The organism is Leifsonia sp. GW821-FHT13C09 (assembly GCF_058806435.1).
Map to the genome: position 1 here is coordinate 1,520,808 of NZ_JBXAPS010000001.1, position 26,695 is coordinate 1,547,502.

The following is a 26,695-nucleotide window of genomic DNA, read 5'->3' on the forward strand; positions in this document are numbered from 1 at the left end:
CGCCCGCTCAGCCCGCGCCCACCGCCTGCAGCGACTGGCGGGCGATCTCCCGCTCCTCGTCGGTCGGCACCACCAGCACGGTGACCCGGGAGTCGTCGGCGGAGATGAGCCGCGCGCCGGGGGACGCGCTCGCGTTGCGTTCCGGGTCGAGCCGGATGCCGAGCACGTCCAGGCCCGCGCACACCTCGGCACGGAGCCGGGCGTCGTTCTCGCCGATGCCCGCGGTGAAGACGAGCACGTCCAGGCCGCCGAGCTCCGCCGTGTACGCGCCGATGTAGTGCTTGAGCCGGTGCACGGTGGTGTCGAGCGCGAGGCGCGCGGCGGTGTCTCCCGACTCGGCGGCGTGGCGGACGTCCCGCATGTCGCCGTGGCCGGAGAGCCCGAGCAGGCCGCTGCGCCGGTTAAGGAGTTCGTCGAGGTCGTCGATTCCGAGGCCCGCGCGCCGGGCCAGATGCAGCAGCACCGCCGGGTCGAGGTCGCCGGAGCGGGTGCCCATGACGAGCCCCTCCAGCGGGGTCATCCCCATCGAGGTGTCCACCGACCGGCCGGCATCGACCGCGCACACGGACGCGCCGTTGCCGAGGTGGAGGACGATCTGCTTCAGCTCGCCGAGCGGGCGGCCGAGGAACTCCGCCGCCGCACCCGACACGTACCGGTGCGAGGTGCCGTGGAAGCCGTACCGGCGGACGCGGTGCCGTTCCGCGAGCGCCGCGTCGATCGCATAGGTGTACGCCGCGGGCGCGAGGGTCTGGTGGAACGCCGTGTCGAACACAGCGACGTGCTGCACGTCGGGGAACGCCTTCTTCGCCGCGCGGATGCCCTGCAGGTTCGCCGGGTTGTGCAGCGGCGCGAGGTCGGAGAGGTCCTCGATGTTGATCTCCACCAGGTCGGTGACGATCGTGGGCTCGAAGAAGCGCTTGCCGCCATGCACCACCCGGTGCCCGACGGCGGCGAGCGGGTTCTCGTCCAGGCTCGGCCCTTCGGCGGAGAACGCGTCGAGCATGACCCGGAAGGCGACGGTATGGTCCGGGATCGCGAGCGTCGACTCCAAGGCGCCGCCCGGGCCACTGTGCCGGATCTGGCCGGAGGACTCCCCGATGCGCTCGATGAGCCCGGAGGCCAGCGCCTCCTCGCTCCCGGCGTCGATGAGCCGGTACTTCAGCGACGACGAGCCGCTGTTGATCACCAGCACCGCGCTCATGACAGCGCCGCCTGGATCGCGGTGATGGCGACCGTGTCCACGATGTCCTCGACGGTCGCGCCGCGGGACAGGTCGTTGATCGGCTTGCGGAGGCCCTGCAGGACCGGCCCGATCGCGACCGCCCCGGCGCTGCGCTGGACCGCCTTGTACGTGTTGTTGCCGGTGTTGAGGTCGGGGAAGATGAACACCGTGGCACGGCCGGCGACCTGCGAGCCGGGCATCTTCGCCGCCGCGACCGCTGTGTCCGCCGCCGCGTCGTACTGGATGGGTCCGGCGACCGCGAGCTGCGGCGCGCGCTCCCGGACCAGCTCCGTCGCGGTGCGCACCTTGTCCACATCGGCGCCGGCTCCGGAATCGCCGGTGGAGTAGGACAGCATCGCGACCCGCGGGTCGATGCCGAACTGCTCCGCCGTGCGGGCGGACGAGATGGCGATGTCGGCGAGCTGCTCGGCGGTCGGGTCCGGCACCACGGCGCAGTCGCCGTAGACCAGCACCCGGTCGGCCAGCGCCATCAGGAACACGCTCGACACGACCGAGACGCCGGGGGTGGTCTTGATGATCTCGAACGCCGGCCGGATCGTGTGCGCTGTCGTGTGCGCCGCGCCCGACACCATCCCGTCGGCGAGGCCGAGGTGCACCATCATCGTGCCGAAGTAGGAGGCGTCGGTCACCGTGTCGGCGGCCTGGTCGACGGTGATGCCCTTGTGCGCGCGGAGTTTCGCGTACTCGTGGGCGAAGCGCAGCCGCAGTACGTCGTCGAACGGGCTCAGCACCTCCGCCTTGCCGATGTCCAGGCCCAACTCGATCGCGCGCGACCGCACCTCGAAGGGCTCGCCGAGGATCGTCAGCCGGGCGACGCCGCGGGCAAGCACGGTGGCGGCGGCGCGCAGGATACGGTCGTCCTCCCCCTCCGGCAGCACGATGTGCTTGTCCGCGGCGCGGGCGCGCTCGATGAGGTCGTACTCGAACATCAGCGGCGTGACCACCTCGTGCCGGGAGACGTCGAGGAGGGCGAGCAGCCGCTCCGCGTCCACGTGCCGCTCGAACAGCGCGAGAGCGGTGTCGTACTTGCGCTGCGAGTCGGCGGCGAGCCGGCCGCGCGCGTGCGTGATGCGCACGATGGTGTCGTAGGTCTGCAGATCCGTTCGCACGATCGGCAGCGGAGACCGCAAGCCGGCCAGCAGCCGCTCGATCGGCTCCGGGAGGTCGAAGCCGCCGTTCAGGACGACGCCCGCGATGGAGGGGAAAGTGCCGGACGCGTTCGCCATCAGCACGGCGAGCAGCACCTCGGTCCGGTCGCCGGGCACGACGACGACGGAGCCCTCCACGAGCCGCGGCAGCACGTTGTTCATCGACATGCCCCCGACGACGACGCCGAGCGCCTCGCGCGCGAGCAGGGCCTCGTCGCCGGCGATCAGCTCCCCGTCGATGACCTCCATGATCGAGCGGATGCTGGGCGCGACCAGGAAGAGGTCCTCCGGGATCGCCCACACCGGCGGGAGGTCCGGGCCGGACGCGACCGCAGGGCCGGCGGCTGCGACGGCGCCGCTGACGGCGGCCACGATCGCGTCGAGGCTGTCCGGGTCCGCGCGGTTGGCGATGACGGCCATGACGCCGGCGTGCTCCTGGCGCAGCTCGGCGAGCGCCAGCTCCGCGAGCTGGCGAAGCTCCTCGGGCGAGCGCGGCTCGGCCTGACCCAGCCGCTCGCCGAAGCCCTGGCCGATGCGGCCGCCGAGCACGAGCAGGACCGGGGCGCCGAGGTTCGCCGCGATCCGCGCGTTGTAGCCGAGCTCGGTCGGGCTGCCGACGTCGGTGTAGTCGGAGCCGAGGATGACGACCGCGTCGCAGCGCGCCTCCACCTCCCGGAACCGCCGGACGATCTCGGCGAGCGCCTCATCCGCATCGGCGTGCACGTCGTCGTAGGTGACGCCGATCGCCTCCTCGTAGCCGAGGTCGGCGGTCACCCGGTCGAGCAGCAGCTCGAGCACGTAGTCCCGTTCGACGGCGGAGCGAGCGATCGGCCGGAACACGCCGACGCGCTCGACGGAGTGCCGCAGGGACTCCACGACGCCGAGCGCCACCGTCGACTTGCCGGTGTGTCCTTCCGCGGAGGTGATGTAGAGCGAACGGGCCACTTTCAGCGGGTCTCCTCGTCTGTGTCGCGGTCTGTCTCGGAGTCGATGCGTTCGATCGGCGCGAGGCGGTAACTGCCGTCGAGCACCGCGGCGCCCGGGGCGTACATCCGCAGCAGCGGGCGGAAGTCGCCTTCCGGCGCCGGAAGCCAGTTCGCGGCGGCCTTGGCGTCGGCCGGCCGGCTCGCGCTCATCGTGATGGTCAGCCCGCCGTCGTCGTCGTACACGATGCCCGGCGTGCGGTCGCCGATCGAGTACCGCCCGATCGGGTTCTCCACCAGATAGAAGTGCGGGAGGTCGTACATGGTCAGCGACCAGAACGCGCCCACCGGCGGGGTCGGGCTCAGCCGCAGCCGGTAGACGTGTGCGCCGCTGAGCTGTTCGCCGGCGGCGTCCACGTAGGTCGGGAAGTACGCGGCCTCGTAGCCGTGGTTGCCCCACAGTCCGCCGAGAGCGGCGCCGGCCCGGCGGGCGTACCGCGTGGTCGGGTCGGCGAGCTGCCAGCCGCCGCCGTCGAGCGCGCCGACCTCGAAGAAGTCGGTGTTGTAGTCGAAGACGTGGAGGTTCACCTGCCAGCCGTCGGTGGTCGGGATGGACGTGTGCAGCGACGACTCGAGCGCCTGCTTGCCGACCGCGTAGCCCTCCTCGAGCGCGTCGCGGACGTGCTCCGGCAGCTCGGCGATCGGCGTCGAGCCGGTGAGCCCGATGGGTTCGTACGTCGCCAGCGCCTCCCGGTCGTGCTCGGCCGGCGGGAACTCCTGCGACCACACCCGCATCCGCTCGAAGAAGGTCAGCGCCTCCGTCGGGCCGGGCTGCGGCTCCGGAATGCCGGCGGGCGGCGCGAACCCCTCCAGCTTCGGGGTGAGCGCGGTGGCGTCCTGGAGGGCGTGCACGGCAGGGAGGTCGTCCTCCCCCGCGACCGCCCAGCGTCCGACGATCGTGCCGACCCGGGTCGGGAAGCGGATGACGGTGGTGTCATCCGGCGCTTCGTCCGCCCAGCCGGGCGGGACGAGCAGGAACTCACCCGCCGCCGAGCCGGTCGCGCGGGTACCGACGTAGGCGAAGTTGTTCGTCCAGGCGTCCACGAACTGCAGCACGTAGTACCGGTCGCCGACCGCGGGGACGGTGAGCAGGACCGGACCGACGCTCAGGTCCAGCTGCGCGATCGAGTACAGGGTGTCGTTGTTGACGGAGACGAAGGTGGTCTCCGGGCCGGCGAGGGTGCGCGCGTGCCCGAACTCGTTGAACGGCGTCGGCGGCACCGCGCCCAGCCCCTCGCGGGTGAACCGCGCGACCTGCTCCACGTCGAATACGAGCGGGAACCCCACAACGAACGCTTCGGACGCGAGCTCGGCGATCCCGTGCTCGGCGGCTCCCTGCTCGGTCATACGCGCACCTCGACTCGTCGGAGTGTCATTCTACAAAGCGTAGAACAATCTGGAGGATGTGGTCAGCTGCTGTGCTGAGCACACTCTACGCGGCGCGCATGGCGGGTGTCTGAACACGAAAAAGACCCCCCACGCACCCGCCAGAGCCCGGTTACCCTTGCTGCGTTTCCGCCCTGGGGGAGTTCGCCTGGATGGCGCCACGTGGGGAGCCGCGAACCAGTCTAGCGGGTGTCCCTGGGAGGCCGTGCACAGAGGCGCCCCCGGCGTCCGCTAAGATATTGTGAGCCGTCGCCCGCAGGGGCGGTGGCGACCCAGGAGAATTCGCCTAGTGGCCTATGGCGCACGCTTGGAAAGCGTGTTGGGTGCAAGCCCTCGGGGGTTCGAATCCCCCATTCTCCGCCATTCCTTTAGATGACGAAGGCCCCGAGATCCGCGTGATGACGCGGAAGTCGGGGCCTTCGCTCTTTCCTCAGCCGACCGATTCAGTGGTCAAGACCGTTCATCACCTAGGCGCGGTGGTCAAGCCAGTTGTACGGGGCGGGGAGCAGCTCGTTCAGTTCTGCCCAGAGCTCTGACGGCAGATCGGCTTCGGCCGTTGCACTCGTCGTCTCGATCCGCCCGGGCCGGCTGATGCCCACGATGGTGGTCGCGAACCGCGGGTCCCGCGTGGAGAACCGGATCGCGGCCGTCGCGAGGTCGGTGCCGTAACGCTCGCACACCTGCCGCATGGCGCGGACCGCATCGAGGGTCTCGGCGGACGCAGGACGATAACCGTAGCGGGTGGACCTCCCCGTACGGTCGGCCAGGAGGCCGCCACCCAGGACGGCCGCATTGACCACGCCCATCCCGCGTTCGAGCGCTGCGTCGATCAGCTCTCCCGCACTTCGGTCCACGAGAGTCCATCGATTGTGCACCAGGAGCACTTCGAATACGCCCAGATCGAGATAGCGCCTCATCTGGTGGACGTCGCCCCCGGCCAAGCCGATGTGCTCGACCTCGCCGCGCTCGCGCGCTTCGACCAGCGCATCCACTGCGCCCCCTGGTGCAGTCATGGCGGCGAAATCATGGAATTCCGGATCGTGCAGGTGCACCAGACGCAGAGGCACCCGAAGCCGCTCGCGACTCTCGCGCAGCGACGCCCGCACCCGCTCACCGGAGTAGTCGGCGCCGTCCGCGTCGACCTTCGTCGTGACGAGGAAGTCGTCAGGGAGGCCGCCGTATTCGGCGATCGCCTGCCCGATCCGGGATTCGCTGCGGCCGTCCGAGTACCCGTTGGCCGTATCGATCGACCTGATGTCGCTGCTCAGCACCGCCTTCACGAGATCGATCGCGTCGCGCTCAGCCACTTCGTAACCGAAATTCTCGGGCATGCTCCCCAAGGGGGCCCCGCCGACCGTCACGCTGCACACGTCCAGGCCCGTCTTGCCCAGGCCACGACGCTCCAGCGTCTGACTCATACGAAGTCTCCAACCAGGAGCAGGCCGTCAGGGTCCGCCACGAGTGCGCGGCCGTCCGGCGTACGCGGCCCGTCGTCGCCGGCCCGCGTGGCAGGATGGTCGAGTTCGATCGCGAGGAACCCGAGCTCGGCGCGGGTGGTCTGGCGCACGCGGGTCTCCGCACGATCGAAGGCGAACAGCTCGAGGGAGCTATCGCCCGAACGCAGGAATGTGATCTCGAAACCACGCGGATCATGCGGTTGGTGGATTCCCGCCATCGTGACGTAGCCGAGCGGCCGGTAGAACTCCTCTGTTCTCGCGAGGTCTTCGACGGTTTCAGCGACATGATCGAAGCGAGGGCGCGACGGAGTGCCCATGGCCCAATCCCGATCGACTTCATCGCCATCGATCACCTCGTGATATTGCAGCGGTCCCTCGACGAGCTCGAGGAGCACTCCGTCCGGGTCGAAGAAGAACGTGATTCGCACGCCTCCTTCAGCATCCAGGGGATCCAGGTGGAAGGTTGTGCCCGCAGCGCGCAAGCGATCGACGAGAGGATCCAGTTCGGCGACCTTGAAGCCGATGTGCCGGAACCCGGTTTGCAGATCGTCAGGCTGCCATGCCGAGGGGCCGCCCTCCGTACGGTGCAACTGAAGCGTCGCCGTGACGGCGTCCAGCACTGCGCCATCCGCATCCGGAGTGTCTATGGGCTGCAAATCCAGCAGCCGCGTGTAGAAATCGACCGAACGTGCGACGTCAGCGACATTGAGGTGAATCGAGCGAATGCTCAAGGAGGGTCCCTTCGACGTGGAGGGCCGCGGAGAAGCCCACGGCGTACTTCCTTAGGTAATGTTAGTTAGTCGAGGCATAGCCGTGCGGTTCTCTCACCCGCGGGCCTGGTGGTCAGTCGCCGGAACCAGCCCTGTAGGGACGGACGTGCGGTGTGAGCGCCTGCTGCAAGGCAAGCGTGGCAGCCCCTACCGCAGCCGGGTCGAGTACCGGGTCGGAAAGAAGAACCTCCACCGGATGGAGGTGCCGCGTCCTAGCGAGGCGAGCGATTGTCTCCCGAGCTACGCGCAGGTAGATCGCCCCGGCGTCCGCGAACCCGGGGCCCGCGAAGTACAGCCGGTCCAGGTCGAGCACGTTCACGAGGGAAAGGAGCGCGTTCGCAAGGTAGTGTGCCGACTCCTCGATGAGCGCTACGCAACGTTCGTCGCCGTTGACGGCGGCTCGCGCCACCCGGGCGAAATCCTGCCGGACGTTGTCACCGTGGCCGGAAAGCCTGAGGTCCGCCGCAAGCGTGTTCTGGCGCATCGCCCTCCGCACCACACTTCGCGGAGCGGCAAGCATTTCGAGGCAGCCGCGCGAACCGCACCAGCATTCCGGGCCGTCGACGTGCAGCACCATGTGGCCGATCTCGCCGACATTCGAGGAGGCGCCGCGGTACAGCGCTCCCTGGACCATGATTCCGCACCCGAAACCGGTCGCCATGTAGACCGTTGCGAAGTCTTGCGTCGCCGGGATCCGGCCGGCCCAGAATTGGCCGAGGGCGGCGCATGCCGCGTCGTTCTCGCGCACGACGGGCAGTCCGGTAGACGCCTCGAGGCTTTCGCGAACCGCGAACTTATCCCATTCCTCGGCGTTGAGAGAGAATCGCTCCGCAGTGTTCCGGATGTCCAGTCCCGCCCCCGCGACACCGACCCCCACCACGTCGGATCGATCGATCTCGAGTTCCGCCAGGAGGTCGTGAAGTTCGGCAGCGACACGCTGAATCCCCTCGCGCGGCCGGGTGCCTTCGATCCCTCGAGAAACAAGTCTGCCGACCATCGCCCCAGAGAGGTCGGTGACGACGTACGTGAGCCGAGCGTCATCCAGCGACAAGCCGATGGCGTAGCGGGCTCGGGCATTCAGCGCGAGGAGGGTCGGGCGCTTTCCTCCGGTGGAGTCACCGTAGCCCGTCTCCATAACCAGCCCGTCGGCGATGAGCGACTTGACGATACGAGTGATCGAGGCACCCGTCAGACCCGACATCTCGGCGAGCTCTATGCGACTGACCACATCGCTGGAGCGGATCATGTCGAGTATCGCGCTTCGTGTGTTCTCGGACGACGGCCCTATTCGCCGGCTGACGGTGTCCGCCATCACGCGCTCTCTCTCGCGACGATGAACGGCAGCGGCGCGGCGACGATGACGGGATCGTCACTGGTTGCCGCCCGCATGATGCAATCGCCCAGTAGCGCCCCGAGCTCACTCGCCCGGTTGTTCACGGCAGTGATTCTCAGCTGCGCACTCTGACACAGAACCGAGTCCGTCCAACACAGAACAGCCACTTCCGCCGGCACGACCAGTCCGTGCGCGGTGAGGGCGGCGGTCAACGCGACAGCAGCCACGTCGCTATCGACCAAGATGACAGCGGGCTCGTCTGCGAGGGCGGCCATCGCATCCTGCACCACCGCGTCCGGCCGCGATCGAATGACCTCGATTGCGGGCCCTCCTGACAAACGATCGATGGCCGCGACTCGAGCGTCGGCCATGCTCGTACCTTCTGGGCCGGCCACATAGAGCAATCGCCGATGTCCAGCCCCGCTGAGATAGCGGAGGATGACATCGAGGGAGTCCGCGGTGTCGTAGACGACGGCGGAGTAGCCGTCGACGTGGTCGGTCTCGCCCAGCGCTGCGAACGGAATTCCCAATTCGCGGAGCTCCCGCACCCTTCGGTCGTCGGAATCGACCCCGAAGAGAGCCACCGCCTGAACAGCGTTCGGCGAGCGCCACGCGCGATACACCTGCAACTCCTCGTCGAGGTCCTCGACGACGCGCGTGACGAAGGAGACGCCCGCATCGGCCAGAGAGTCGCCCAACGCCTGAACCAGCGCCACGGTGAGCCTGTCCTCCAGCGCTTCGCGGGTGAGCACGAGGCCGACGGCGGTCATTCGATCACCATACCGCTCGAAATGAAGCGGAGAGCGCGCCAACGTTTGCGTGTCTGACATAGTGCCCCCTCATATTACACGGCGTAAGTAAGTTCCCGCTACCACACCGGGTACGCGACGAAAGCGAAGCGATCGCTTGTAGGCGCCCAACTGTTGACGTTGATCGTTCCCTGACCACCGAATAGCGGATAGCTGGCGAGTGGTGTCGACCAGTCCGACGTGTCGACAAGTGTGACAACGACGTCGAGGTCCGCGGGGTGCCCCTCGGTTCCGGTCGGGAACGAAATGTAGACGGCTTTCGACCCATCGGGCGACAAGTGAGGGAACCAGTCGACCGTCTCGCTCGTATGCAAGCGTTCGACAGCGCCGCCACCGTCCGGAACACGCGCGAGTTGCGCGTGCCCTGGCGCTGTCGTGAAACCTTCGGTGTTGAAGTAGAGCCACGCGCCGTCGGGCGACCACTCCGGGCCGTCGATGTGGTCGGGGCCGGTGTCGACGACAGAGCCGCCGGTACCGTCGGCCGGCGCGACGACGAGTCTTCCGGGCGTGCCGAACTCGGTGATCTCGACATAGGCGATCCGGGAGCCGTCGCCGCTGACGCCATGAAGAAAGTGCCAGGCACCGTCCTCGGGCGAGACGCGCTCGATCGCGCCGCCCTCGAGGGACGCGCGGTAGATGTGCTTGTCCATCGTCGACAAGAAGATGGTGCCGTCGGGGCCGAGCACGTGATCATTGTTGACCGGAGGGAGGCCGTCGTAGAAGACCTCCTCGAGCGAATAGGGTGCGTCGACGCTGAGCTTCCACACCCTCCCGTTGCCGTTGACGATCAGGTGCTTTCCGTCGGCCGACCAGTTCGGTGCCTCGACCAGCAGATCATCGGTCGAGAAGAGCAGGGTGGGCTCTCCCCCGTCGACTCCGGCGACATAGATCTCGGAGCGCTGGCCGGGAGCAAGCTCGCGGTAGTCGGCCATCAGGCGACCCCTGGCCCGACGTTCGCAGCGTGGGTGACGCCCTCTGGGAGGCCGTTGGTCACCGGGGCGAACCAGGCGGCACCATGCACCTCGAGGAACATGAGCAGCACGTTGTCCTTGGTGATGCCGAGCTTGGAGATGTTGGTCGCGACAGCGTCCATCGCAGCCTGCTTCTCGTCGTCGGAGTAGCCGGACTGGGCAAGGATCTCGACGAAGATGATGTCGTCGCGGTTCTGCTCGGGGAAGGTCGGTGAGTAGAACAGCTCGCCGGGCTCGTGCAGGCGGAAGATCTGGAACAAGTCCTCCCGCGGCATCGCGAGACCCTCGACCATCCCGTCGATGATGGCGTCGCTCAGCTGCGGCAGGCGGCTGCGGTGCGATTCGTGGAGGTCGATGCGGGCGTGGGGCATGGGAGTTCCTTTCGTTGTTGGTCGTTTCGAGTTCAAGAGGCCGGTGTGGCGAGGCTCAGCTCGCCGAGAGCGACATCGCGCCAGCGAACGACTGCGCCGGGTGCCCAGCGGTCGTCGCCCGTGCGCAGGTCGTTGTCGTGCACTTCGAGGGCGAAGCCGTCCGCCGTCGCGGCGTACGAGAGGGGGTCGCGCTTCGCCTTCGGCTCACTTGGCTGCCTCACTCCATGCTTCTCGGGTGGTCGCGGCCAGTGACCCGCCGAGCAAACCAGCGAGCCAGAGCCCGCTCTTCTTGACCGTCCGCACCTGTGTTTCGTAGTCGACGTGGACGATCCCGAACCGCCGCGTATAGCCGTAGGCCCACTCGAAGTTGTCCATCAGGCTCCAGGCGAAGTAGCCCTTCAACGGGATGCCGACCGATAGCGCGTCGACGCACGCAGAGAGATGCTTCTCGAGGTAGTCGCGACGCTCTTCATCGTCGACCGCGCCGTCCACCAGTACGTCTTCGTACGCGGCGCCGTTCTCGGTGACGTACAGCGGGAGCTCCGGTCGAAGAACATGGGCCATGTGCAGAACGTCGACGAGGCCGTCCGGATGGATCTCCCAGCCCATTTGAGTTTTCGGAGCGCCGGTGTCGACCATCTCCACGAATTCGCTGCCCGGGTTCGCGCTGGCGACGCCGTCGGACGGGGCGGAGCCTGCCCGGACGGTGTGGCGGCTGTAGTAGTTGACCCCGAGGAAGTCGATCGGCGCGGCGATTTCGGCAGCGTCGGTCGCAGGATTCGCCGCGAACCAGTTCTGCTCGCCGAGATCGGCCAGGACGTCGACCGGGTAGGCGCCGCGAAGAACCGGTTCGAGGAAGAGACGGTTCTGCAGGCCGTCGATCCGCCGCGCGGCATCCTGATCCGCTTCGCTCGCAGTGGCTGCCTTCACTGAGTAGAGATTCAGGGTGATGCCGACGGTGGCTTCCGGGCTGATCTCCCGAATCGCGGCCACGGCGCGACCGTGGCCCAGGAGGAGATGGTGCGCTGCACGCGCGGCCTCGGGTCCTCGCTTCTTCCCCGGCGCATGAACGCCCGCTGCATAGCCCAAGAAGGCCGAGCACCAGGGCTCATTGAGGGTGATCCAGTGGGTGACCAAGTCGCCGAGGCCCTCCACGACGACGCGTGCGTACTCGGCGAACCGGTCTGCTGTCTCGCGGTTGAGCCACCCGCCCTTTTCCTCGAGAGCCGACGGGAGATCCCAGTGGTACAGCGTCGCGTACGGCGTGATCCCCTTGGCGATGAGGGCTTCGGCCAGGTTGCGGTAGAACGCGAGCCCCTCAGCGTGTGCGGGACCGGTGCCGTCCGGCTGAATCCGGGACCAGGAGATCGAGAACCGGTAGGCATCGAGGCCCAGACCGGCCATCATGTCGACGTCGTCGAGGTAGCGGGCATAGTGCTCGTCGGCCGGGTCGCCGGTGAGTCCGTCCGCGATGGCACCGGGAGTGGCTGCGAGGTCGTCCCAAATGCTGGGGCCACGCCCGCCGCCGGCGGTGAATCCTTCCACCTGGTAGGCGGCGGTCGCCGTGCCGACGACGAAGTCGTCCGGGAAATCGGCTCGGGTAAGGCTCATGTGTCAGTCTTTCCTTTCAGGCAGTCGCCACGCACGGTGGTTGGACGGCTACGGTTTTTACTTCAGTGCTCCGGCAGCGAGGCCGCGCTCGAAGAACCGCTGAAGCAGCAGGTAAGCGAGGATCTCCGGGATTGCGGTCACCACTGCCGCGGCGACGACCTTCGTCTGGTCGTTGTTGAACTCACCGACGAAGAACGATGGCACCAAGGTCACCGTCTGCAGCGCCGGATCCTGAAGGAAGACCAAGGGGAGCAGATAGTCGTTCCAGGTTCCGATCAGGGTCAGCACGATGATCGCAGCGCCGATCGGCCTGGTCAGCGGCCAGACGACGTGGAAGAAGCTCTGCCACGTCGATGCGCCGTCCACGCGGGACGCATCGAGCAACTCGTTCGGGATGCCGTCGACGAAGTTGCGCGCCAGCAGCACCGTGAACGGGATCTGCAGCGCCGTCAGGGGCAGGATCACTGAGATGAACGTGTTGTAGATACCCAGCGCTGTCGCCGTTGCGAACAACGGCGCCAGAATCACGACCTCAGGCAGCGTCAGGGCGGCCAGGAGAAGCCAGAAGAAGAGTTCCTTAGCCCGGATTCGGAGTTTCGAGAAGGCGAAAGCGGCCAGCATCGTGCAGATGTACACCACGGTGATCACGACGACCGCGATGATGATGCTGTTGCGGAAGAAGACCGGCAGCTCCGGAACGGCGAGAACCGCTGCGTAGTTACCCCATCCCGCTCCGGACAGCGATTCCTGGACCATCGCGACGAGCGGGAACACGAAAGGAAGCACCAGCAGCGTCGCGACGATCTGCAGGACCACCTTGGACGGCCAACGGCGCCCTTCAAGCATGACGAGCCTCCTTCCTTTCGACCCCGGTCATCCTCAACAGAATCGCGGCCGCCACGGCGAGCACGAGAAGGGTGATGGAGATCGCAGACGCATATCCGACCGCGTTCAGCGGTACGGCCTGACGGTAGATGAGTAGGCCCAGGAACTCGGTCGCGTAGTTGGGGCCGCCGACCGTGACGAGCTGGGGAATGTCGAACAGCTTGAGAGAGCCGATTGCGGTCAGCATCGCGATCGCCGCCGTCGTGCCGCGCAAGTTCGGCCAGATGATGCTCCTGATGATCCGGACGTTGCCTGCACCATCCAGACGCGCCGCCTCGATCATCTCCGGCGAGATCTGGCCGATTGCGGCGAAATAGAGGATGAACGAGATACCCGTGCCGCCCCAGATCGCGATCGCCATGATCACCGGAAGCGCCGTGCTGTCCTGACCGAGCCACGGTTGCTGAAGGCCGCCCAGGCCGATCGCAGCGAGCACCTGGTTCACCTGACCGGTCGGGGTGAACATGACCCGGAAGATCGGAGCCATCGCGGCCGGCGCGATCACCACCGGCACGAAGACCAGAACCTTGTACACCACAGCGAAACGGATCTTCGACTGGAGGAGAACCGCGAAGACGAAGCCGAAGAACACCTGTCCGACGAACGTCACGATGAAGAACGTGATCGTGTGCTGGATGCTCATCCAGAACACCGGGTCGGCCAGCATTCGCGCGTAGTTCTGGAGACCGACGAACACGGTGTCGGGACTCACTCCGTCCCAATTCAGGAGCGAAATGTAGCCGGTGTAGCCGACGCAGAAATAGATCACGCCGACAGAAACGACAAGTGCGGGAAGAAGCCAGAGAAAGTTGGCCGCGCGGCTGCCGTACAGCGTTTGCCGCCGCTCCAGCTTCCTGGTCGTAGGTGTTGCGAGAGTGCTGACCGTCGCCATAGTGGAACAACTCCGTTCTCATGGTCGGTCGCGGACCCCGAGGTCGGGGTCCGCGACCGGTTTGCTATTGTCCCGACTGCGACTGCAGCGTGGCGGCGGCCTGCTGCGGGGTCGCCTTCCCCGCGAGGACGGAACTCGCCGAGTCGAGCAGGGCCTGGTCCAGCGGGCCGGAGATGTTCGCCAGGCGCGCCTCCGTCACGTTCGACGTGTACTTCGAGAGCCAGTCGAGCCCGGGCGTCTGCTTCGCGGAGTCCACCAGCGGAACGCTCTTGTAGTCGGGCGTGATCCCGGCGATGACCGGGTCCTCGTCCAGGTTGTTCGCGATGACCTGCTGACCGGCAGTGCTTCCCGAGAGCCAGGTCGCGAACGTCTCTGCCGCCGCCGTGTTCTTGGACTTCTTGTTGACCGCGAGGGCGTAGTCCGGGTCACTGAACGCTGCGATGGTGTTTCCGTTGCCTGCAACGTCCGGGAAGGGGATCGGCGCCATCGTGATGAGGTTGCTGGTCGAGGCGACTCCCGCGCCCTGCAGGGCGGCCTTCAACGTGTCAGTACGGGTGTACTGGCGGTACCACGTGCCCATCTGGACCATAGCGACCTTGCCGGACAGGAAGGCGTTGTTCACGTCCGGATACTGCTGGATTCCGAGGGCTCCCGGGTCGAGGATGCCGTCGGAGGTGAGGTCTTTCCAGATCGTGAGGGTCTTGACCATTGCCGGGTCGGTCCACTTGGCCTTACCGGTGACGGCGTCCTCATAGAACCCGGGCTTCACGCTGTTCGCGATGGTGTGCAGCGTGTCCTGCTCGAAGCCGGCCGGGTCGACCCCTTCGCGGAAGCAGCCCACATTGTGGGACTGGAATACCCGACAGACCTTCTCCCACTCCTGAAGATTGGTCGGGGCCTTGAGACCGTACTGGTCGAAGAGACCCTGGTTGATCCACATCATGCCCGACGCGACCTTGCCGATGGGCGCTGCCTTCAACTGGCCGTCGACCGTGAAGTCCTTCACGCCGGCTGCGAACATGCCTTTCTCCCAGTCCGACCCTCGAAGCTTCGACATTGCCGGAGTGAGGTCGACCGCATCGACACCGTACGTCTTCACCGCGGCACCCGTACCGCCGACGAGAAGGTTGAAGACGTCGGGGCCGCTGGATGAGGCAAGCGCCGGGCGCAGGGCCGCCGCGTAATCGGCGTCCTGGATCTTCTTGAAGGTGATGTGGATGTTCGGGTACGTCTTGTTGAACTCACTGATCGCGTTCTGGGCGACAGCCTGATCGGGCGTCCACCCCCACCAGTTCAGGTTGGCTTTGGTCGCGGAGCCTTGAGCTCCGCTCGAACCCGAGCAGGCCGCGAGTCCGGCCGCTAGCAGGCCCGCGGCAGCGACACCAGCTATCACGCGCACAGAACGGCGCATCGACAAACGAAACGACATTGTTTCTCTCCTTGAGAGGGCGAAGAATCTTGGAATTTTGCGGCCGGGAGTGGCGCCGAAAATCACAGTAACTCATTGGGACCTAAATTACAAACAGTGTGTAAGTAGGATATTCCCTATCGACATGCGGAGCGCGTGAGGTGCCAGTCGTCGACTGAGAGCCCGCGCCATCGTGTGACACAGCCGATGAGACCAAGGAGAAAGGGCGACCGATCCGACGAGGCCGCGGCAATTTGTTCGGGCACCCGGCAGCAGCCTTCTCCTGCTGCGGAGACTTTGTCTCTCAGATGCGAGCCGGTAGGGATCAATGATCAGTTCTGCGAGCCGGGAGGCGACTCCTGCGCGAAAGTGTCCTTCAAATCGCACCGAGAGCGTCCAGTCGTCCGGCGCCGCGGACGCCGAGGGTGGTGGACCTTCGCGTGCCGTCACCTCTGGTGGTGGGTGTCAGCGAACCGCATCAGGGGACCGACGGCTTCCGCTAGACCTTCCTGGAGGCGTCCGATGCGCTGCACCTCGCCGCCCGCCTGGGCGTGTCGGGCGGAGTCCGCTACGGCGATGCGGCGCTCGCGATCCTCCTCGGCCGGGACGAGGAGCGCGCCCGCTGGTTCGTCGAGCACGCGCTCGGCGAGCTCGCCGCCGACACGCCCGAGCTGGCGGACATGCGCGACACTCTCCGCGTCTTCTTCGACACGAGGATGCGCATCGCTCCGGCGGCTGAACGCCTCTTCCTGCACCGCAACACACTCATCAACCGGCTGGAGCGGATCCAGGCATTGCTCGGACATGGCGTCGCCGAGCGGTCCGCCGAGACGCAGGCGGCGCTCGTGATCGCCGAGTTGGTGGCGCACGTGCGCGAGACCGTCGACCGCCCGAGTGGCTGAGCCGAGCACGGCGCAGGACTGCAGACCGCGAAGGCCTCGAGATCCGCGTGATCACGCGGAAATCGAGGCCTTCGCCCTGTTCTACCCCGGCAGCTGCGGGGACCACACGTCGGATCGCAGCGTCAGTCGATCCCCGGAACGTCCACCCACGCGTCGTTCTCGGCGGACTCGACGATGGCGTCGTCGATCAGGGCCGTCTGGTAGCCGTCGCCGAAGTTCGGGCTGACACTCGTTCCGTTGGCGATGGCGGTGAAGAAGTCGTGCGCCTCGATGATCTTCGTCTCGCCGTAGCCGATACCCAGCGCCGGGATCGGCCACAGGTCCTTCCCGTAGGGATGCGCCGGCCCGGTGTAGATCGTCCGGAAGCCCCGGCGGTCGTCGCCGTCCGAGGCGAAACAGACCTGGAGTTCGTCGCGGCGCTCGTAGTTGAAGACGATGCTTCCCTCGGTCCCGTGCACCTCGAAGGTGATGAAGTTGTTCCGGCCGTAACCGTTGCGCGTCGCCTCGATCGAGCCGATGGCGCCGCCGGCGAAACGGATCATGGTCATCACCTGGTCATCGACATCCACGGCTCCGCGCGGACCGTCGCCGCCCCGTACGGTGCCGAGCGCATCGGCCCCGGACGACTGCAGCGGCCGCTCGGGGATCCACGTCGACATCATCGCGTTGACGGAGCCGAACTCGCCGACGAGGTAGCGGGCGATGTCGATGACGTGGGTCGCGATGTCGCCCAGGGCGCCGGAGCCTGCGATGGCCTTCTGGAAGCGCCACGACAGCGGCGAATCCGGGCTCGCGCTCCAATCCTGCAGGTACGTTCCCCGGAAGCTCAGGATCCTGCCGATCGCACCCTCGTCGATGAACTTCTTCGCGAGTGCCACTGCGGGTGTGCGGCGGTAGTTGAAGGCGACCATGTTGACGACGCCCGCTTCGACGACCGCGTCGTACATCTCCTTCGCCTCCGCCCCGGTGCGCGCGAGCGGCTTCTCACTGATGATGTGCTTGCCCGCCTTGGCCGCGGCGATGGCGATCTCGGCGTGCAGGTGATTCGGTGTGGCGATGTCGACCACGTCGATGGCGGGGTCTTCGACGACGCTCCGCCAATCGGACGTGGAGCGCTCGAAGCCGAAACGCTGCGCCGCCTCGGCGGCGAGCTCCTCACTCGCCTCCGCGATGGTGTGACGCACCGGGATGGCCGGGGCCGGCCAGAAGAACATGGGCATGGCGGCGTAAGCGAGAGAGTGGGCCTTACCCATGAACCCGCCGCCGATGAGGCCGACGTTGAGCTGTTTCATCTGTTGTCCTTTCGAAGCTATTTCGTTGGTTCCGCGCGCGGTCAGACCGCGAGAAGATCGCGCAGATAATTCCTGCTGAGCTCGGCGGCCTCGCGGGGATCGCCGTCGTACTCGTCCAGCTCGACCATGAGCCAGCTGTCGTACCCGCTGTCGCGGATGGCGGCGACGATGCCGGGCAGGTCCAGCTCGCCCTGGCCGAGCGGCAGGAAGGCGAAGGGGTCGCGACTCAGGTCCTTGAGGTGCACGTGGCTGATCCGGTCTCCGTACGTGCGGATGACCGTCGCGGGGTCGCCTCCGCCGGCCGCGAGGTGCGCGACGTCAGGGCAGAAGCCGATGCGGGTGTTCGGCAGCAGGCGATCGAGCTCGTCCGGGCTCTCGACGATGGTCGAGAGGTGCGGGTGGTAACTCGCAGCCAGGCCGTGGCTCTCGGCGATGTCGGTCACGAGGTCCAGGCTCTCGGCCAGCCGGGCGTAATCGTCGGCGGTCGTGCCGGCCGCTCTGCGCGCGCCTCCCCCGACCACCAGACGCTCGGCGCCGAAGGAGGCCGCGAGCTCGGCCGAACGCCGGATGCGGTGCAACTCATCGGGCAGGATGTCGGGGTAGATGAAGTTGGCTCCCGCATAGACGCTCACGAGTTCCACGCCCGCCCGGTCCAGGAGATCAGTGAGCTCCCCGGGCCGGTCGGCGAAGTCGACGAGGTTCCCGTCGAACATCTCGATGCCTTCGTAGCCCGCCGCCGCGATGTCCGCGACCGCCCGGCGCATGTCGCCGTGGGTCAGGTAGAAGAGGTCCTTGACGCTGGTCACCCCTGTGGGATGGCCGACGACGCCTCCCCACGTGATCGAGCAGTATCCGAGTCGCATTTCCGTTCCGCCTTTCCGATGGTTCTGAATCACTTTTTGCGGGCGAGCGCCACGGCGAGGATGATGATGCCGCCGCGCACGACCTGCTGTTGGCTGCTGTCCAGCCCCGCGAGGATGAGACCGTTGTTGATGAGCCCGATGAGCAGGGATCCGAACAGCGTTCCGATCACCGTGCCGCTACCGCCGAAGAGGCTCGTGCCGCCGAGGATGACCGCGGCGATCGCGGAGAGCTCGTCCCCGGAGCCCCACTGGAAGCGACCGGACTGCAGCCGGCCGGCGTACAGCATCCCGGCGATGCTGGCCACGATCCCGGAGATCAGCAGCACCTGGAAGGTGATCCGCTTGGTGTTGATGCCGGTGAAGTCCGCCGCGGTGCGATTGCCGCCGGTCGCGAGCACCTGCCGGCCGAACTTGGTGCGGGCGAGCACGACGGCGCCGACGGCGACGAAGAGGCCCGACCAGACGAGGAGCCCGGGGATGGGACCGATGTCACCGGAGCCGAAGACCGTGTTGAAGGTGTCGTCGAGGATCGGCTGCGGCGCCGAAGCCGTGATCCACTGGGCCACCCCCACCGCGATCCCCATCATCCCCAGCGTCACCAGGAACGACGGGATGCCGAGCAGGCTCACGAGGGCGCCGTTCGTCGCACCGACCAGGGCCCCGACCGCGAGCCCGGCGAGGATGCCGGGAATCGGCCCCCACGCGGAGATGCCCATCGCGGTGACGACGCTGGCGAGGCCGGCGGTCGAGCCGACGCTGAGGTCGATCTGAGCCGCTGCGATGACGAACGTCATCGCGACCGCGATCACGGTGATCGTCGACGTCTGCCGGAAGATGTTCAGAAGGTTGTTCGGCGAGAGGAACCCCTGGTCGCGGAGGAGGACCGCGAAGAACAGGAACACGACGACGAAGCCGATGTAGATGACGTACCGTCGCCAGTCCCAGGCGGTGATGACTTTTCCGAGGCCGAGACGGGCACGCGGCTCGGTGCTCTCGATGACCGGTGATTTGTTCATTCTTCAGACTCCCTGCACTGCACGTTGGAGAGATTCCTCGTCCGCGATGTCGCCGCGCTCGAGTTCGCGCGCGATCGAGCCGTCACGGATGACGAGGATGCGATCACTGACGGCGAGGAGTTCCGGGTATTCGGACGAGATGACGATGATGGCTTTGCCCGAGGCGGCGAGCTCGCGGATCCGCTCGAGGATCTCGCTCTTGGTTCCGATGTCGACGCCGGCTGTCGGTTCGTCGAGGATCAGCACGTCGGGGTCGGTTCCGAGCCATTTGGCGATCACGACCTTCTGCTGGTTGCCGCCGGAGAGCAGACGCACCGGTCGGCCGGGATGCGCGACCTTGATGTTCAGCCGTTCGATGAGCGACCCCGAGAGGGCTCGCCCCGCGCCCGTGTCGAGCAACGGTCCGCGGCGGATATCGTCCAGGAGCGGAAGGAGCAGGTTCTCGCGAACCGAATGGTCGAGCACGAGGCCCTGATCGCGCCTGTCCTCCGGCACCAGGGCGAGCCCGGCGGCGATCGCGTGTCTCGGCGACGAGAGCGAGAGCGGCCTGCCGTCGACGAGGACCTCCCCCCGAGCGCTGTCGATGCCGAACAGCGCTCGGGCGAGCTCGGTCCGCCCGCTGCCCATGAGGCCGGCCAACCCGAGGATCTCCCCCCTGCGCAGTACGAAGGAGACGTCGCGGACCCGATCGCCGGCGGTCAGACCGCGGACCTCAAGAAGCGGCGGTCCCTCCTGGCTGACCCGGTCCCGCTCCCGGTAGGTCAGCTGGCTCTCGACCTTCTTTCCCACGATGCCTTCCACGATCGCTTCCGGGGTCATCGCGGAGAGCGGCTCGGTCAGCAGCCGGCGGCCGTCGCGGAGGATTGTGATGCGGTCCGCGATGCGATAGACCTCATCCATGCGATGCGAGATGTAGATGACGGAGATCCCGCCGGCCTTCAGCCGCTCGATCAGTTCGAACAGGGCTTCGGTCTCGTGCCGCGCGAGGCTCGCCGTCGGCTCGTCCATGATGAGCACCCGGGCGTTCTGCGAGAGCGCCTTCGCGATCTCCGTGAGCTGCCAATAGGCCGTGCCGAGCCGGCCGACTTCCGCACGGGGGTCGATCTCGACGCCCATCCGGGCGAAGACCTCCTCCGTCTGACAAACGAGGGCCCGTTCGTCGATGAGGCCGAACCGGGTCAGCGGCTCCGAGCCGAGGAAGATGTTCCGCGCGACCGTCAGGCTCGGCACGAGGCTGAACTCCTGGAAGACCATGCCGATGCCGGCGGCCTTCGCGTCCTGGATGGAGGCGATGTTCACGGGCTCTCCCGCGATGAGGATCTCGCCCGCATCGAAGCGGTAGACGCCCTGGAGGATCTTCATCAGCGTCGACTTACCTGCGCCGTTGCCGCCGGCGAGGGCGTGCACTTCGCCGGATCGGACCTCGAAGTCCACAGCGTCGAGGATGACGACGCCGCTGAACGCCTTGGAGATGCCGCGCATCCGCACGACGTCGGTGGTGGTTGTGGTGGTCATAGAGTGCCTTTCGGTCGGCCGGGGGGCTGTGGGCCCCCCGGCCCGCTCGTCACTTCTTGTACGAGTCCTGCAGATCCTTCGGGGGATCCTGGTGGTAGACCTTCTTCCACGCGTCGAGCACGTTCGCGTGGTCGACCGGAAGCGCACTCAGGGCGATGTAAGCCGGAGCGGTCTTCCCCAGAAGGGCGCCTGCGCCCAGCCGCGCCTCGGTGACACCCTGATCGAACGGGACCTGGGCGCCGAGGCCGACGACCAGCTGGTTCTTCGCCAGCGCGATCGCGACGTTCTTGCCGAGGTCCTCTGTCGCGATCTTGAGATCGGCGCGGCCGGCGGCGCGTGCCGCTGCCATCACGCCTTCGGCCGGAACATCCCAGACGCCCCAGATGCCCGAGAGGTTCGGGTGGGCGGTGAGCATCGCGTTCGCCGCCGCCTGGGCGTCGCCGGCGAAGTCCGGCCCCGCGATGCCCTTCTCCGCGATGATCTTGATGTCCGGGTATTCCTTGGTGATGGTGTCCTTGAAGCCCTGGTAGCGCTGCTTCGTCACGAAGAAGTCGGCCTGGTGGAAGATCGTGCCGATGGTTCCCGTGCCGCCGAGCGCCTTCGCGAGTTCGTGGGCGGAGACGACGCCGTTGCCGTAGTTGTCGGCGGAGACCACCGAGACGTAGTCCTTGCCGGCCGTCAGGCCCTGCGGGACGTTGTCCATGAACACGAGCTTGGCTCCGGTGGCCGCGGCGGCCTTGTACGCGGATGCCGTCGCCACCGGGTCGGTGGGAATGGAGACGATGATGTTGGGCTTCTGGGCCTCGACCGTCTCCAGGTCCGACACCTGCTTGTCCGGTTTGAAGTTGGCGTCGGTGGTCGCGATGACCTTGATGCCGAGCTTCTGGAATTCGCTCTTGAGGCCCGCGATCTGTGCCGTCGCCCAGTCGTTGCCCCCGTAGTGCATGACGATCGCTGCGGTGGCGTTGAGCCCGCGCACCTTGGCGATCTCTTGCGCGCTCAGGTCGGCGGCGGAGGCAGGGGACGGCGATTCGCCGTTCGGGCCCTTGCTCAGCACCTGTCCGGTGACCTTCTTGAGCGCTTGCTCCGCCTTCTGCGAGGCGGCCGAGTTGTCGTTGCTGCTGGCGCTCGTCGTCGAGCTGCAGCCGGCTACCGCGAATACGAGCGCGGCGCCTGCTGCCAGCAGTGCTGTTCTACGGAACATGGTCTCTCCAGTACCTTCGGAATGGCGACGGGGAGGTGTTGGCATCGCGCCGGTTCGCCATCAAACCGGTGCGCCTCTTCGGGGAAGTGCCGCTCAGCTGCGCCGTCTTCGCGAATCGGCGAGGACTGACGCACGCAGTGGACGTCGCAGCTCGGGCCCTCTGGCCGTTCGCCCTTCTCGTCGACAGTCGTCACTGACATCGGAGGCGAGGCGTGATTTCGGAGAAATCTACCGGTGGACCCGTCGTGAACGTTCACAACGTCTCCACATCGTGAACGTTCACGGTGTCGCTTGTCAAGTCACGGATCGATCACGCGCTCGAACTCGTCAGCGCCGCCGAGCGGATCAGCGCGCGCGAATCGCGCTCTTCCTCACCACCAGAGTCGGCACATGCGGGGCGCGATCGGCCACGTGACCCTCGACCGCGCTCAGGAGGACGTCGATCGTCGCGCGCGCCAGCGCCGGGAAATCCTGCCGGACAGTCGTGAGAGGCGGCAGAAAGTAGTCGGACCCCTCGACGTCGTCGAACCCGACGATGCTGACGTCCTCGGGCACACGCACACCGTTCTCGACGAAGGCCCGGATGAGCCCGAGAGCCGTGTGGTCGCTGACGGCGAAGATCGCGCCAGGGACCCGTCCCTCCTCGATCAGGCGCAGGCCCGTCTCGTACGCCCACTTGGGGCTCCAGTCGCCCTCGATGCACAGGCCCGGCCGGATGCCGGCATCGCGCAGCGCGCTCTCCCAGCCGCGCTTGCGCACCAGGCCGTCGAACCACTCCATCGAGCCCGCGATGTGCGCGATGTCGGTGTGACCGAGATCGATCAGATGCTGGGTGGCCATCCGGGCGCCCAGCTCCTGATTCTCGGAATACGTGACGACATTCGGTGTGCCTGAGGCGCCTGCCGCGATCATCTCGACCGGCACGCGGACCGACGCGTTCACGGTTGCGGACGCCATCGAGAGCCGTGGCGCGATGATGATGATGCCATCGACACCCAGCTCATCGAGGGTGTCGAAGGCCGTCTGCACCGACGCTTCGTAGGGCTCGTTCACGGAGACGACGGTCGCGGTGTATCCGCGCTCGCGGATGACGCTCTCGAGCGAGAGCAGAGTCCCGACGGGGCCGAAGCGCGGCGAGCCGTCCGTCACGATGCCGATGGATGTCGAGCGGTTGGTGACCAGAGCGGCCGCCGCGCGATTGCGGTGGTATCCGACATCGGCGATGATCTGCTGGATGCGGGCCCGGGTGGCCGGGCTGACGTCCGGCGCGCTGTTGATGACCCGTGACACGGTCTGATACGAGACCCCCGCGATGCGCGCCACATCGTTGATCGATGGTTTCCGGCCGGGCACGCGCCCCCCTCTAGCTCAATGTTGGACTCAACTGTACTTCCCCGGAAATCCGGTGGCTCGAACCACCCGCCGGGCGGCCGAGGCGTGACGCCGGCGGCCTCAGCGGGCTGAGACCACCGGCGTCACCGCCGTGGCTTTCGTCAGGTGCTACGCGGCAGCGGGCTTCCACTCGCCGCCGAGACCGCCGAGGCGCCAGCCGTCTTCACGCACGCCTGTGGACAGCGGAGCGGACAGGTGGCAGATGGTGACGCTGTGCGGCGGCAGGATGACCGCGCCGGTCCCGTCCGAGACGTCGACCCGGCTGGGAACGACGCTCTCGGGGCTGCTCACGTCGTTGAACGCGTCCGGGCTGTCACCTGAGAGCACCGTCGCCTCGATGGGACCGGTGACGAGCCGGCCGTCCACGCTGATCTCGCAGCGAGCGGACTCGTCGGGGTTCTTGTTGATGAGGGCGAGCGAGACCCGTCCGTCGGTGGAGGAGATCGTGGCGATCGCGTCCACGCCCGGCACCTCGGTCGCGCCGGTGGCGAGCGGCCGGCTCCACACCGCGGCGTCGAGGACCTCGTCCTGCAGGAGAGTCGCGTACATCTGCATCACGTGGAAGGTGGTGCGCTTCACGATGCCCTCGGGGTGCACATACAGGGGGCCGCGGGTGTTGACCGTCGGAGCCATGTTCGCCATGCGCACGCTCCCCGCGTGGCGGAGGCACGCGTTGAGGAAGGACGCGGAGAACACCGCATCCGCCATGGTGTAGGTCGAATTGTCGTCGTTCAGGTCGCGGGCCTCGACGGAGCCCTCCCCCGACCACGGGTGGTGCCAGCCGCGCAGGTTCCACTCGTCGAAGGCGATCGCGACATCCTGCTCGCTGGCGCGGATCATGGCCTCGACGCGGGCGATCGCCTTCTCCGGCTCGAGGGTGAGCGCCATCGCCTCGAGGTAGCTCGAGGGCTCGTTGACCGCGTCGAGGCGGTCCCAGTAGCCGTGGATGGAGATGTAGTCCAGGTACTTTCCGGCACTGCGCAGGAGCGGCATCGTCCAGTCGAGGTCGTCGACGGCGGCGGCGAGGAGAGACACGTTCGGGTCGATGCGACGCATGATCTTCGCGGATTCCGTGACGAACGCCGCCCATTCGGCGGGCGACTTGGCCCCGATCTCCCAGTCGCCGTAGTTCTCGTTGCCGATGCTCCAGTAGCGGACACCGTACGGGTCGGCGTGACCGTGGGCGGCGCGCAGGTTCGACCATTTGCTGCCCACTTCGAGGTTGGTGTACTCGAGCCAGTCGCCCATCTCGTCCGGCGTGCCCGTCCCCGCATTGGTGCAGATGTACGGCTCAGCGCCGAGCTCGCGGCACCAGGCCATGAACTCGTCGGTTCCGAAGGTGTTCGGATCGGTGACGCGCCAGGCGCGGTCGTACGTCGGGACGCGGTCGGGCCCGACTCCTTCGAGCCAGTGGTAGGCCGACACGAAGCATCCACCTGGCCAGCGGATGGACGGCACGCGGAGTTCGCGCAGCGCGTCGAGGACATCCGTGCGGAACCCCCGCTCGTCGGCGAGCGGCGAGCCCGGCTCGAAGATGCCGCCGTAGATCTGGCGGTGGAAGTGCTCGATGAACTGGCCGAAGACGTCCCGGCTGTAGCGGACAGCGGGACGACCGGCGGCGATGTCGATCGTGGCGGTGACGGTTGCGGGCATGGGACTCCTCACGGATGGGGCGGCAGTTCGTTCTGCGCCGGCTGGATCAGTCGGACACGACTTCGTTGTTGCGTCGACGTCCGAGTGCGTTTACGCTACATCGTTGTACCCAACGAGTGCAACGCTGTACCCACCGCATTCGTTCGAGCAACTGCAACGAGGGAGTTCTCAATGAAATTGACACCACTGGTCGCTGTCACGGCTGCCGCCATCGCCATCGCAGGCCTCCTGGCCGGGTGCAGCGACGGCGGTTCGAGCGCGGCCTCGGACCCGAAGCTGTCCGGCTGCACGAACAAGATCCTGAACCCCAAGGCCCCCGAGGTCTCGGTCTGGGCCTGGTATCCGAACATGCAGACGATCGTCGACAACTTCAACCACGAGCACACCGATGTCCAGGTGTGCTGGACCAACGCGGGCGCCGGTGCGCCCGAGTACACGAAGTTCCAGACGGCCATCGCCGCCGGGCGCGGCGCGCCCGACGTGATCATGCTGGAAGCCGATCACCTGACCAACTACGAGCTGCAGGGCGCGCTCGTGGACTTGAGCGCCTACGGAGCCAACAGCCTGAAGTCGCACTACACGCCCGGGTCGTGGAGCGACGTCTCGCAGGGCGGCAAGGTGTACGCGATCCCTGTCGACGGCGGCCCGATGGGGCTGATCTACAACCAGGCCATCCTCGCCAAGTACGGCATCACCACGCCCCCGGCCACGTGGGACGAGTTCCAGGCCGACGCCGCCAAGGTCAAGCAGGCCGGCGGTCCGCTCTTCGCGGACCTCGCCGCGAACCAGCCGGCGACCATGGTCGCCTACCTGTCGCAGAAGGGCGCAGCCCCCTTCGACTACGACCTGAAGCAGCCGAAGACCATCGGCATCCACTTCGACACCCCGCAGGTCAAGAGCGTGCTGAACTACTGGCAGGGCCTCGTCAAGGCCGGTCTCGTCGGCACCCAGGACCAGTTCACGAGCGACTACGTCGCCGGGTTCAGCAACGGCAAGTACGCGACCTACCCCTCCGCCGCGTGGACCCCGAGCTATCTCAGCGGCGCGGGGGTCGGCAAGGACCAGGCCTCGAGCGACTATCGCGTGGCGCCGATCCCGCAGTGGGACACGAGCCACCCGGTGGCGATCAACTGGGGCGGATCGACCTTCGCCGTCACCACCCAGGCGACGGACAAGCCGCTCGCCGCGAAGGTGGCGAAGAGCCTGTACGCCGATGACGCTTCGCTCACCGCGGGGTGGCAGTCGCAGAACATTTTCCCGCTCAACGAGCGTGCGCTGAAGTCGCAGGAGTTCGTCAACGACAAGAGCCAGTTCTTCGGCGGTCAGCTCGCCCAGAAGGAGGTCTACATCCCGGCGTCGAACGCCTACAAGGGCTTCAACTTCGGGCCGTTCACGGTCTACTTCTACGACAAGCTCCAGACGCAGCTCGTCGCGCTGAACGAGGGTTCGGTCACCGGCGACCAGGTCGCCGCGAACGTTCAGTCCCAGATGGTCGCGTACGCGAAGAGCCAGGGCTTCACGGTCAAGTGAACACCGCCGGGTGGGGGGGCGCAGCCGCCCACCCGGGACCACAAAAAAGGAAAAACAACAC

Annotated in this window: 23 protein-coding genes, 1 tRNA gene and 1 other RNA gene; 3 read left to right on the forward strand and 22 right to left on the reverse strand. The window is 67.0% G+C overall.

All coding sequences use genetic code 11. The features are described 5' to 3' along the window. Positions 1–7 precede the first annotated feature (7 nt). The 4 genes from AC1ROW_RS07360 to ffs all read right to left on the reverse strand — a co-directional run bounded on the left by AC1ROW_RS07360 (position 8) and on the right by ffs (position 4,935). On the reverse strand, positions 8–1,201 hold the full coding sequence (locus tag AC1ROW_RS07360) for an acetate/propionate family kinase (protein ID WP_493018177.1): 1,194 nt from the start codon (positions 1,199–1,201) through the stop codon (positions 8–10). Beyond that, entirely contained in the window at positions 1,198–3,336 is a 2,139-nt protein-coding gene (pta, locus tag AC1ROW_RS07365; RefSeq protein ID WP_493018178.1) for a phosphate acetyltransferase, read from the reverse strand. The genes AC1ROW_RS07360 and pta overlap by 4 nt, the downstream gene beginning before the upstream one ends. A 2-nt stretch (positions 3,337–3,338) precedes the next feature. Beyond that, complete coding sequence (locus AC1ROW_RS07370; protein WP_493018179.1) at positions 3,339–4,721, reverse strand: DUF1254 domain-containing protein; 1,383 nt, start codon at positions 4,719–4,721, stop codon at positions 3,339–3,341. A 117-nt stretch (positions 4,722–4,838) separates the two neighbouring features. After that, positions 4,839–4,935: signal recognition particle sRNA small type (gene ffs, locus AC1ROW_RS07375), an RNA gene on the reverse strand. Positions 4,936–5,035: 100 nt separating this feature from the next. On the opposite strand from ffs, the gene AC1ROW_RS07380 reads away from it, so the two are divergent. Beyond that, a tRNA-Ser gene (locus AC1ROW_RS07380) sits at positions 5,036–5,123 on the forward strand. Positions 5,124–5,227: 104 nt separating this feature from the next. Here the strand turns inward: AC1ROW_RS07380 and AC1ROW_RS07385 are convergent. From AC1ROW_RS07385 to AC1ROW_RS07435, 11 genes are all read right to left on the reverse strand, one after another. Then, positions 5,228–6,178, reverse strand: a complete 951-nt coding sequence (locus tag AC1ROW_RS07385; protein WP_493018180.1) for an aldo/keto reductase — start codon at positions 6,176–6,178, stop codon at positions 5,228–5,230. Next, positions 6,175–6,948, reverse strand: a complete 774-nt coding sequence (locus tag AC1ROW_RS07390; protein WP_493018181.1) for a VOC family protein — start codon at positions 6,946–6,948, stop codon at positions 6,175–6,177. Before AC1ROW_RS07390 ends, AC1ROW_RS07385 begins: the two co-directional genes overlap by 4 nt. Positions 6,949–7,060: 112 nt before the next feature. After that, positions 7,061–8,299 carry an ROK family protein gene (locus AC1ROW_RS07395; protein WP_493018182.1) on the reverse strand — a complete coding sequence of 413 codons (1,239 nt, stop codon included), beginning with the start codon at positions 8,297–8,299 and terminating at the stop codon, positions 7,061–7,063. Then, positions 8,299–9,090 carry a substrate-binding domain-containing protein gene (locus tag AC1ROW_RS07400; protein WP_493018183.1) on the reverse strand — a complete coding sequence of 264 codons (792 nt, stop codon included), beginning with the start codon at positions 9,088–9,090 and terminating at the stop codon, positions 8,299–8,301. Before AC1ROW_RS07400 ends, AC1ROW_RS07395 begins: the two co-directional genes overlap by 1 nt. Positions 9,091–9,188: 98 nt before the next feature. After that, the gene (locus tag AC1ROW_RS07405; RefSeq protein WP_493018184.1) at positions 9,189–10,061 is read right to left on the reverse strand and encodes a TolB family protein; all 873 of its coding nucleotides are present in this window, start codon (positions 10,059–10,061) and stop codon (positions 9,189–9,191) included. Continuing rightward, positions 10,061–10,471: a tautomerase family protein gene (locus AC1ROW_RS07410; RefSeq protein WP_493018185.1), complete on the reverse strand. Its 411-nt coding sequence runs from the start codon at positions 10,469–10,471 to the stop codon at positions 10,061–10,063. Before AC1ROW_RS07410 ends, AC1ROW_RS07405 begins: the two co-directional genes overlap by 1 nt. Before the next feature lie 32 nt (positions 10,472–10,503). Further along, positions 10,504–10,692, reverse strand: a complete 189-nt coding sequence (locus tag AC1ROW_RS07415; RefSeq protein WP_493018186.1) for a hypothetical protein — start codon at positions 10,690–10,692, stop codon at positions 10,504–10,506. Further along, positions 10,676–12,082 carry a GH1 family beta-glucosidase gene (locus AC1ROW_RS07420; RefSeq protein WP_493018187.1) on the reverse strand — a complete coding sequence of 469 codons (1,407 nt, stop codon included), beginning with the start codon at positions 12,080–12,082 and terminating at the stop codon, positions 10,676–10,678. The genes AC1ROW_RS07415 and AC1ROW_RS07420 overlap by 17 nt, the downstream gene beginning before the upstream one ends. Positions 12,083–12,139: 57 nt before the next feature. Then, entirely contained in the window at positions 12,140–12,928 is a 789-nt protein-coding gene (locus tag AC1ROW_RS07425) for a carbohydrate ABC transporter permease (protein WP_493018188.1), read from the reverse strand. Further along, entirely contained in the window at positions 12,921–13,859 is a 939-nt protein-coding gene (locus AC1ROW_RS07430) for a carbohydrate ABC transporter permease (RefSeq protein WP_493018189.1), read from the reverse strand. Before AC1ROW_RS07430 ends, AC1ROW_RS07425 begins: the two co-directional genes overlap by 8 nt. Before the next feature lie 64 nt (positions 13,860–13,923). Then, the gene (locus tag AC1ROW_RS07435; protein WP_493018190.1) at positions 13,924–15,288 is read right to left on the reverse strand and encodes an ABC transporter substrate-binding protein; all 1,365 of its coding nucleotides are present in this window, start codon (positions 15,286–15,288) and stop codon (positions 13,924–13,926) included. 530 nt (positions 15,289–15,818) lie between these two features. Between AC1ROW_RS07435 and AC1ROW_RS07440 the strand changes: the two genes are divergently transcribed. Next, positions 15,819–16,169: a helix-turn-helix domain-containing protein gene (locus tag AC1ROW_RS07440; protein WP_493018191.1), complete on the forward strand. Its 351-nt coding sequence runs from the start codon at positions 15,819–15,821 to the stop codon at positions 16,167–16,169. A 122-nt stretch (positions 16,170–16,291) separates the two neighbouring features. Here the strand turns inward: AC1ROW_RS07440 and AC1ROW_RS07445 are convergent, their stop codons facing one another. From AC1ROW_RS07445 to AC1ROW_RS07475, 7 genes are all read right to left on the reverse strand, one after another. After that, positions 16,292–17,461, reverse strand: coding sequence for a levoglucosan dehydrogenase (locus AC1ROW_RS07445; protein ID WP_493018192.1), 1,170 nt, complete (start codon positions 17,459–17,461; stop codon positions 16,292–16,294). Between the two features lie 41 nt (positions 17,462–17,502). Beyond that, a complete protein-coding gene (locus AC1ROW_RS07450; protein ID WP_493018193.1) occupies positions 17,503–18,324 on the reverse strand; it encodes a sugar phosphate isomerase/epimerase family protein in 822 nt (273 codons plus the stop codon). A gap of 29 nt (positions 18,325–18,353) precedes the next feature. Beyond that, positions 18,354–19,340 (reverse strand): ABC transporter permease, encoded by a 987-nt coding sequence (locus tag AC1ROW_RS07455; protein WP_493018194.1) that lies wholly within the window; start codon positions 19,338–19,340, stop codon positions 18,354–18,356. A 3-nt stretch (positions 19,341–19,343) separates the two neighbouring features. Continuing rightward, positions 19,344–20,855, reverse strand: a complete 1,512-nt coding sequence (locus AC1ROW_RS07460) for a sugar ABC transporter ATP-binding protein (RefSeq protein WP_493018195.1) — start codon at positions 20,853–20,855, stop codon at positions 19,344–19,346. Between the two features lie 49 nt (positions 20,856–20,904). Further along, entirely contained in the window at positions 20,905–22,059 is a 1,155-nt protein-coding gene (locus AC1ROW_RS07465; protein ID WP_493018196.1) for a substrate-binding domain-containing protein, read from the reverse strand. Positions 22,060–22,404: 345 nt separating this feature from the next. Then, on the reverse strand, positions 22,405–23,412 hold the full coding sequence (locus tag AC1ROW_RS07470) for a LacI family DNA-binding transcriptional regulator (RefSeq protein ID WP_493018197.1): 1,008 nt from the start codon (positions 23,410–23,412) through the stop codon (positions 22,405–22,407). A 147-nt stretch (positions 23,413–23,559) separates the two neighbouring features. Next, positions 23,560–25,104, reverse strand: a complete 1,545-nt coding sequence (locus AC1ROW_RS07475; protein WP_493018198.1) for an alpha-N-arabinofuranosidase — start codon at positions 25,102–25,104, stop codon at positions 23,560–23,562. 171 nt (positions 25,105–25,275) lie between these two features. Between AC1ROW_RS07475 and AC1ROW_RS07480 the strand changes: the two genes are divergently transcribed. Beyond that, positions 25,276–26,634 carry an ABC transporter substrate-binding protein gene (locus AC1ROW_RS07480; protein ID WP_493018199.1) on the forward strand — a complete coding sequence of 453 codons (1,359 nt, stop codon included), beginning with the start codon at positions 25,276–25,278 and terminating at the stop codon, positions 26,632–26,634. The last annotated feature ends 61 nt before the right edge of the window (positions 26,635–26,695 follow it).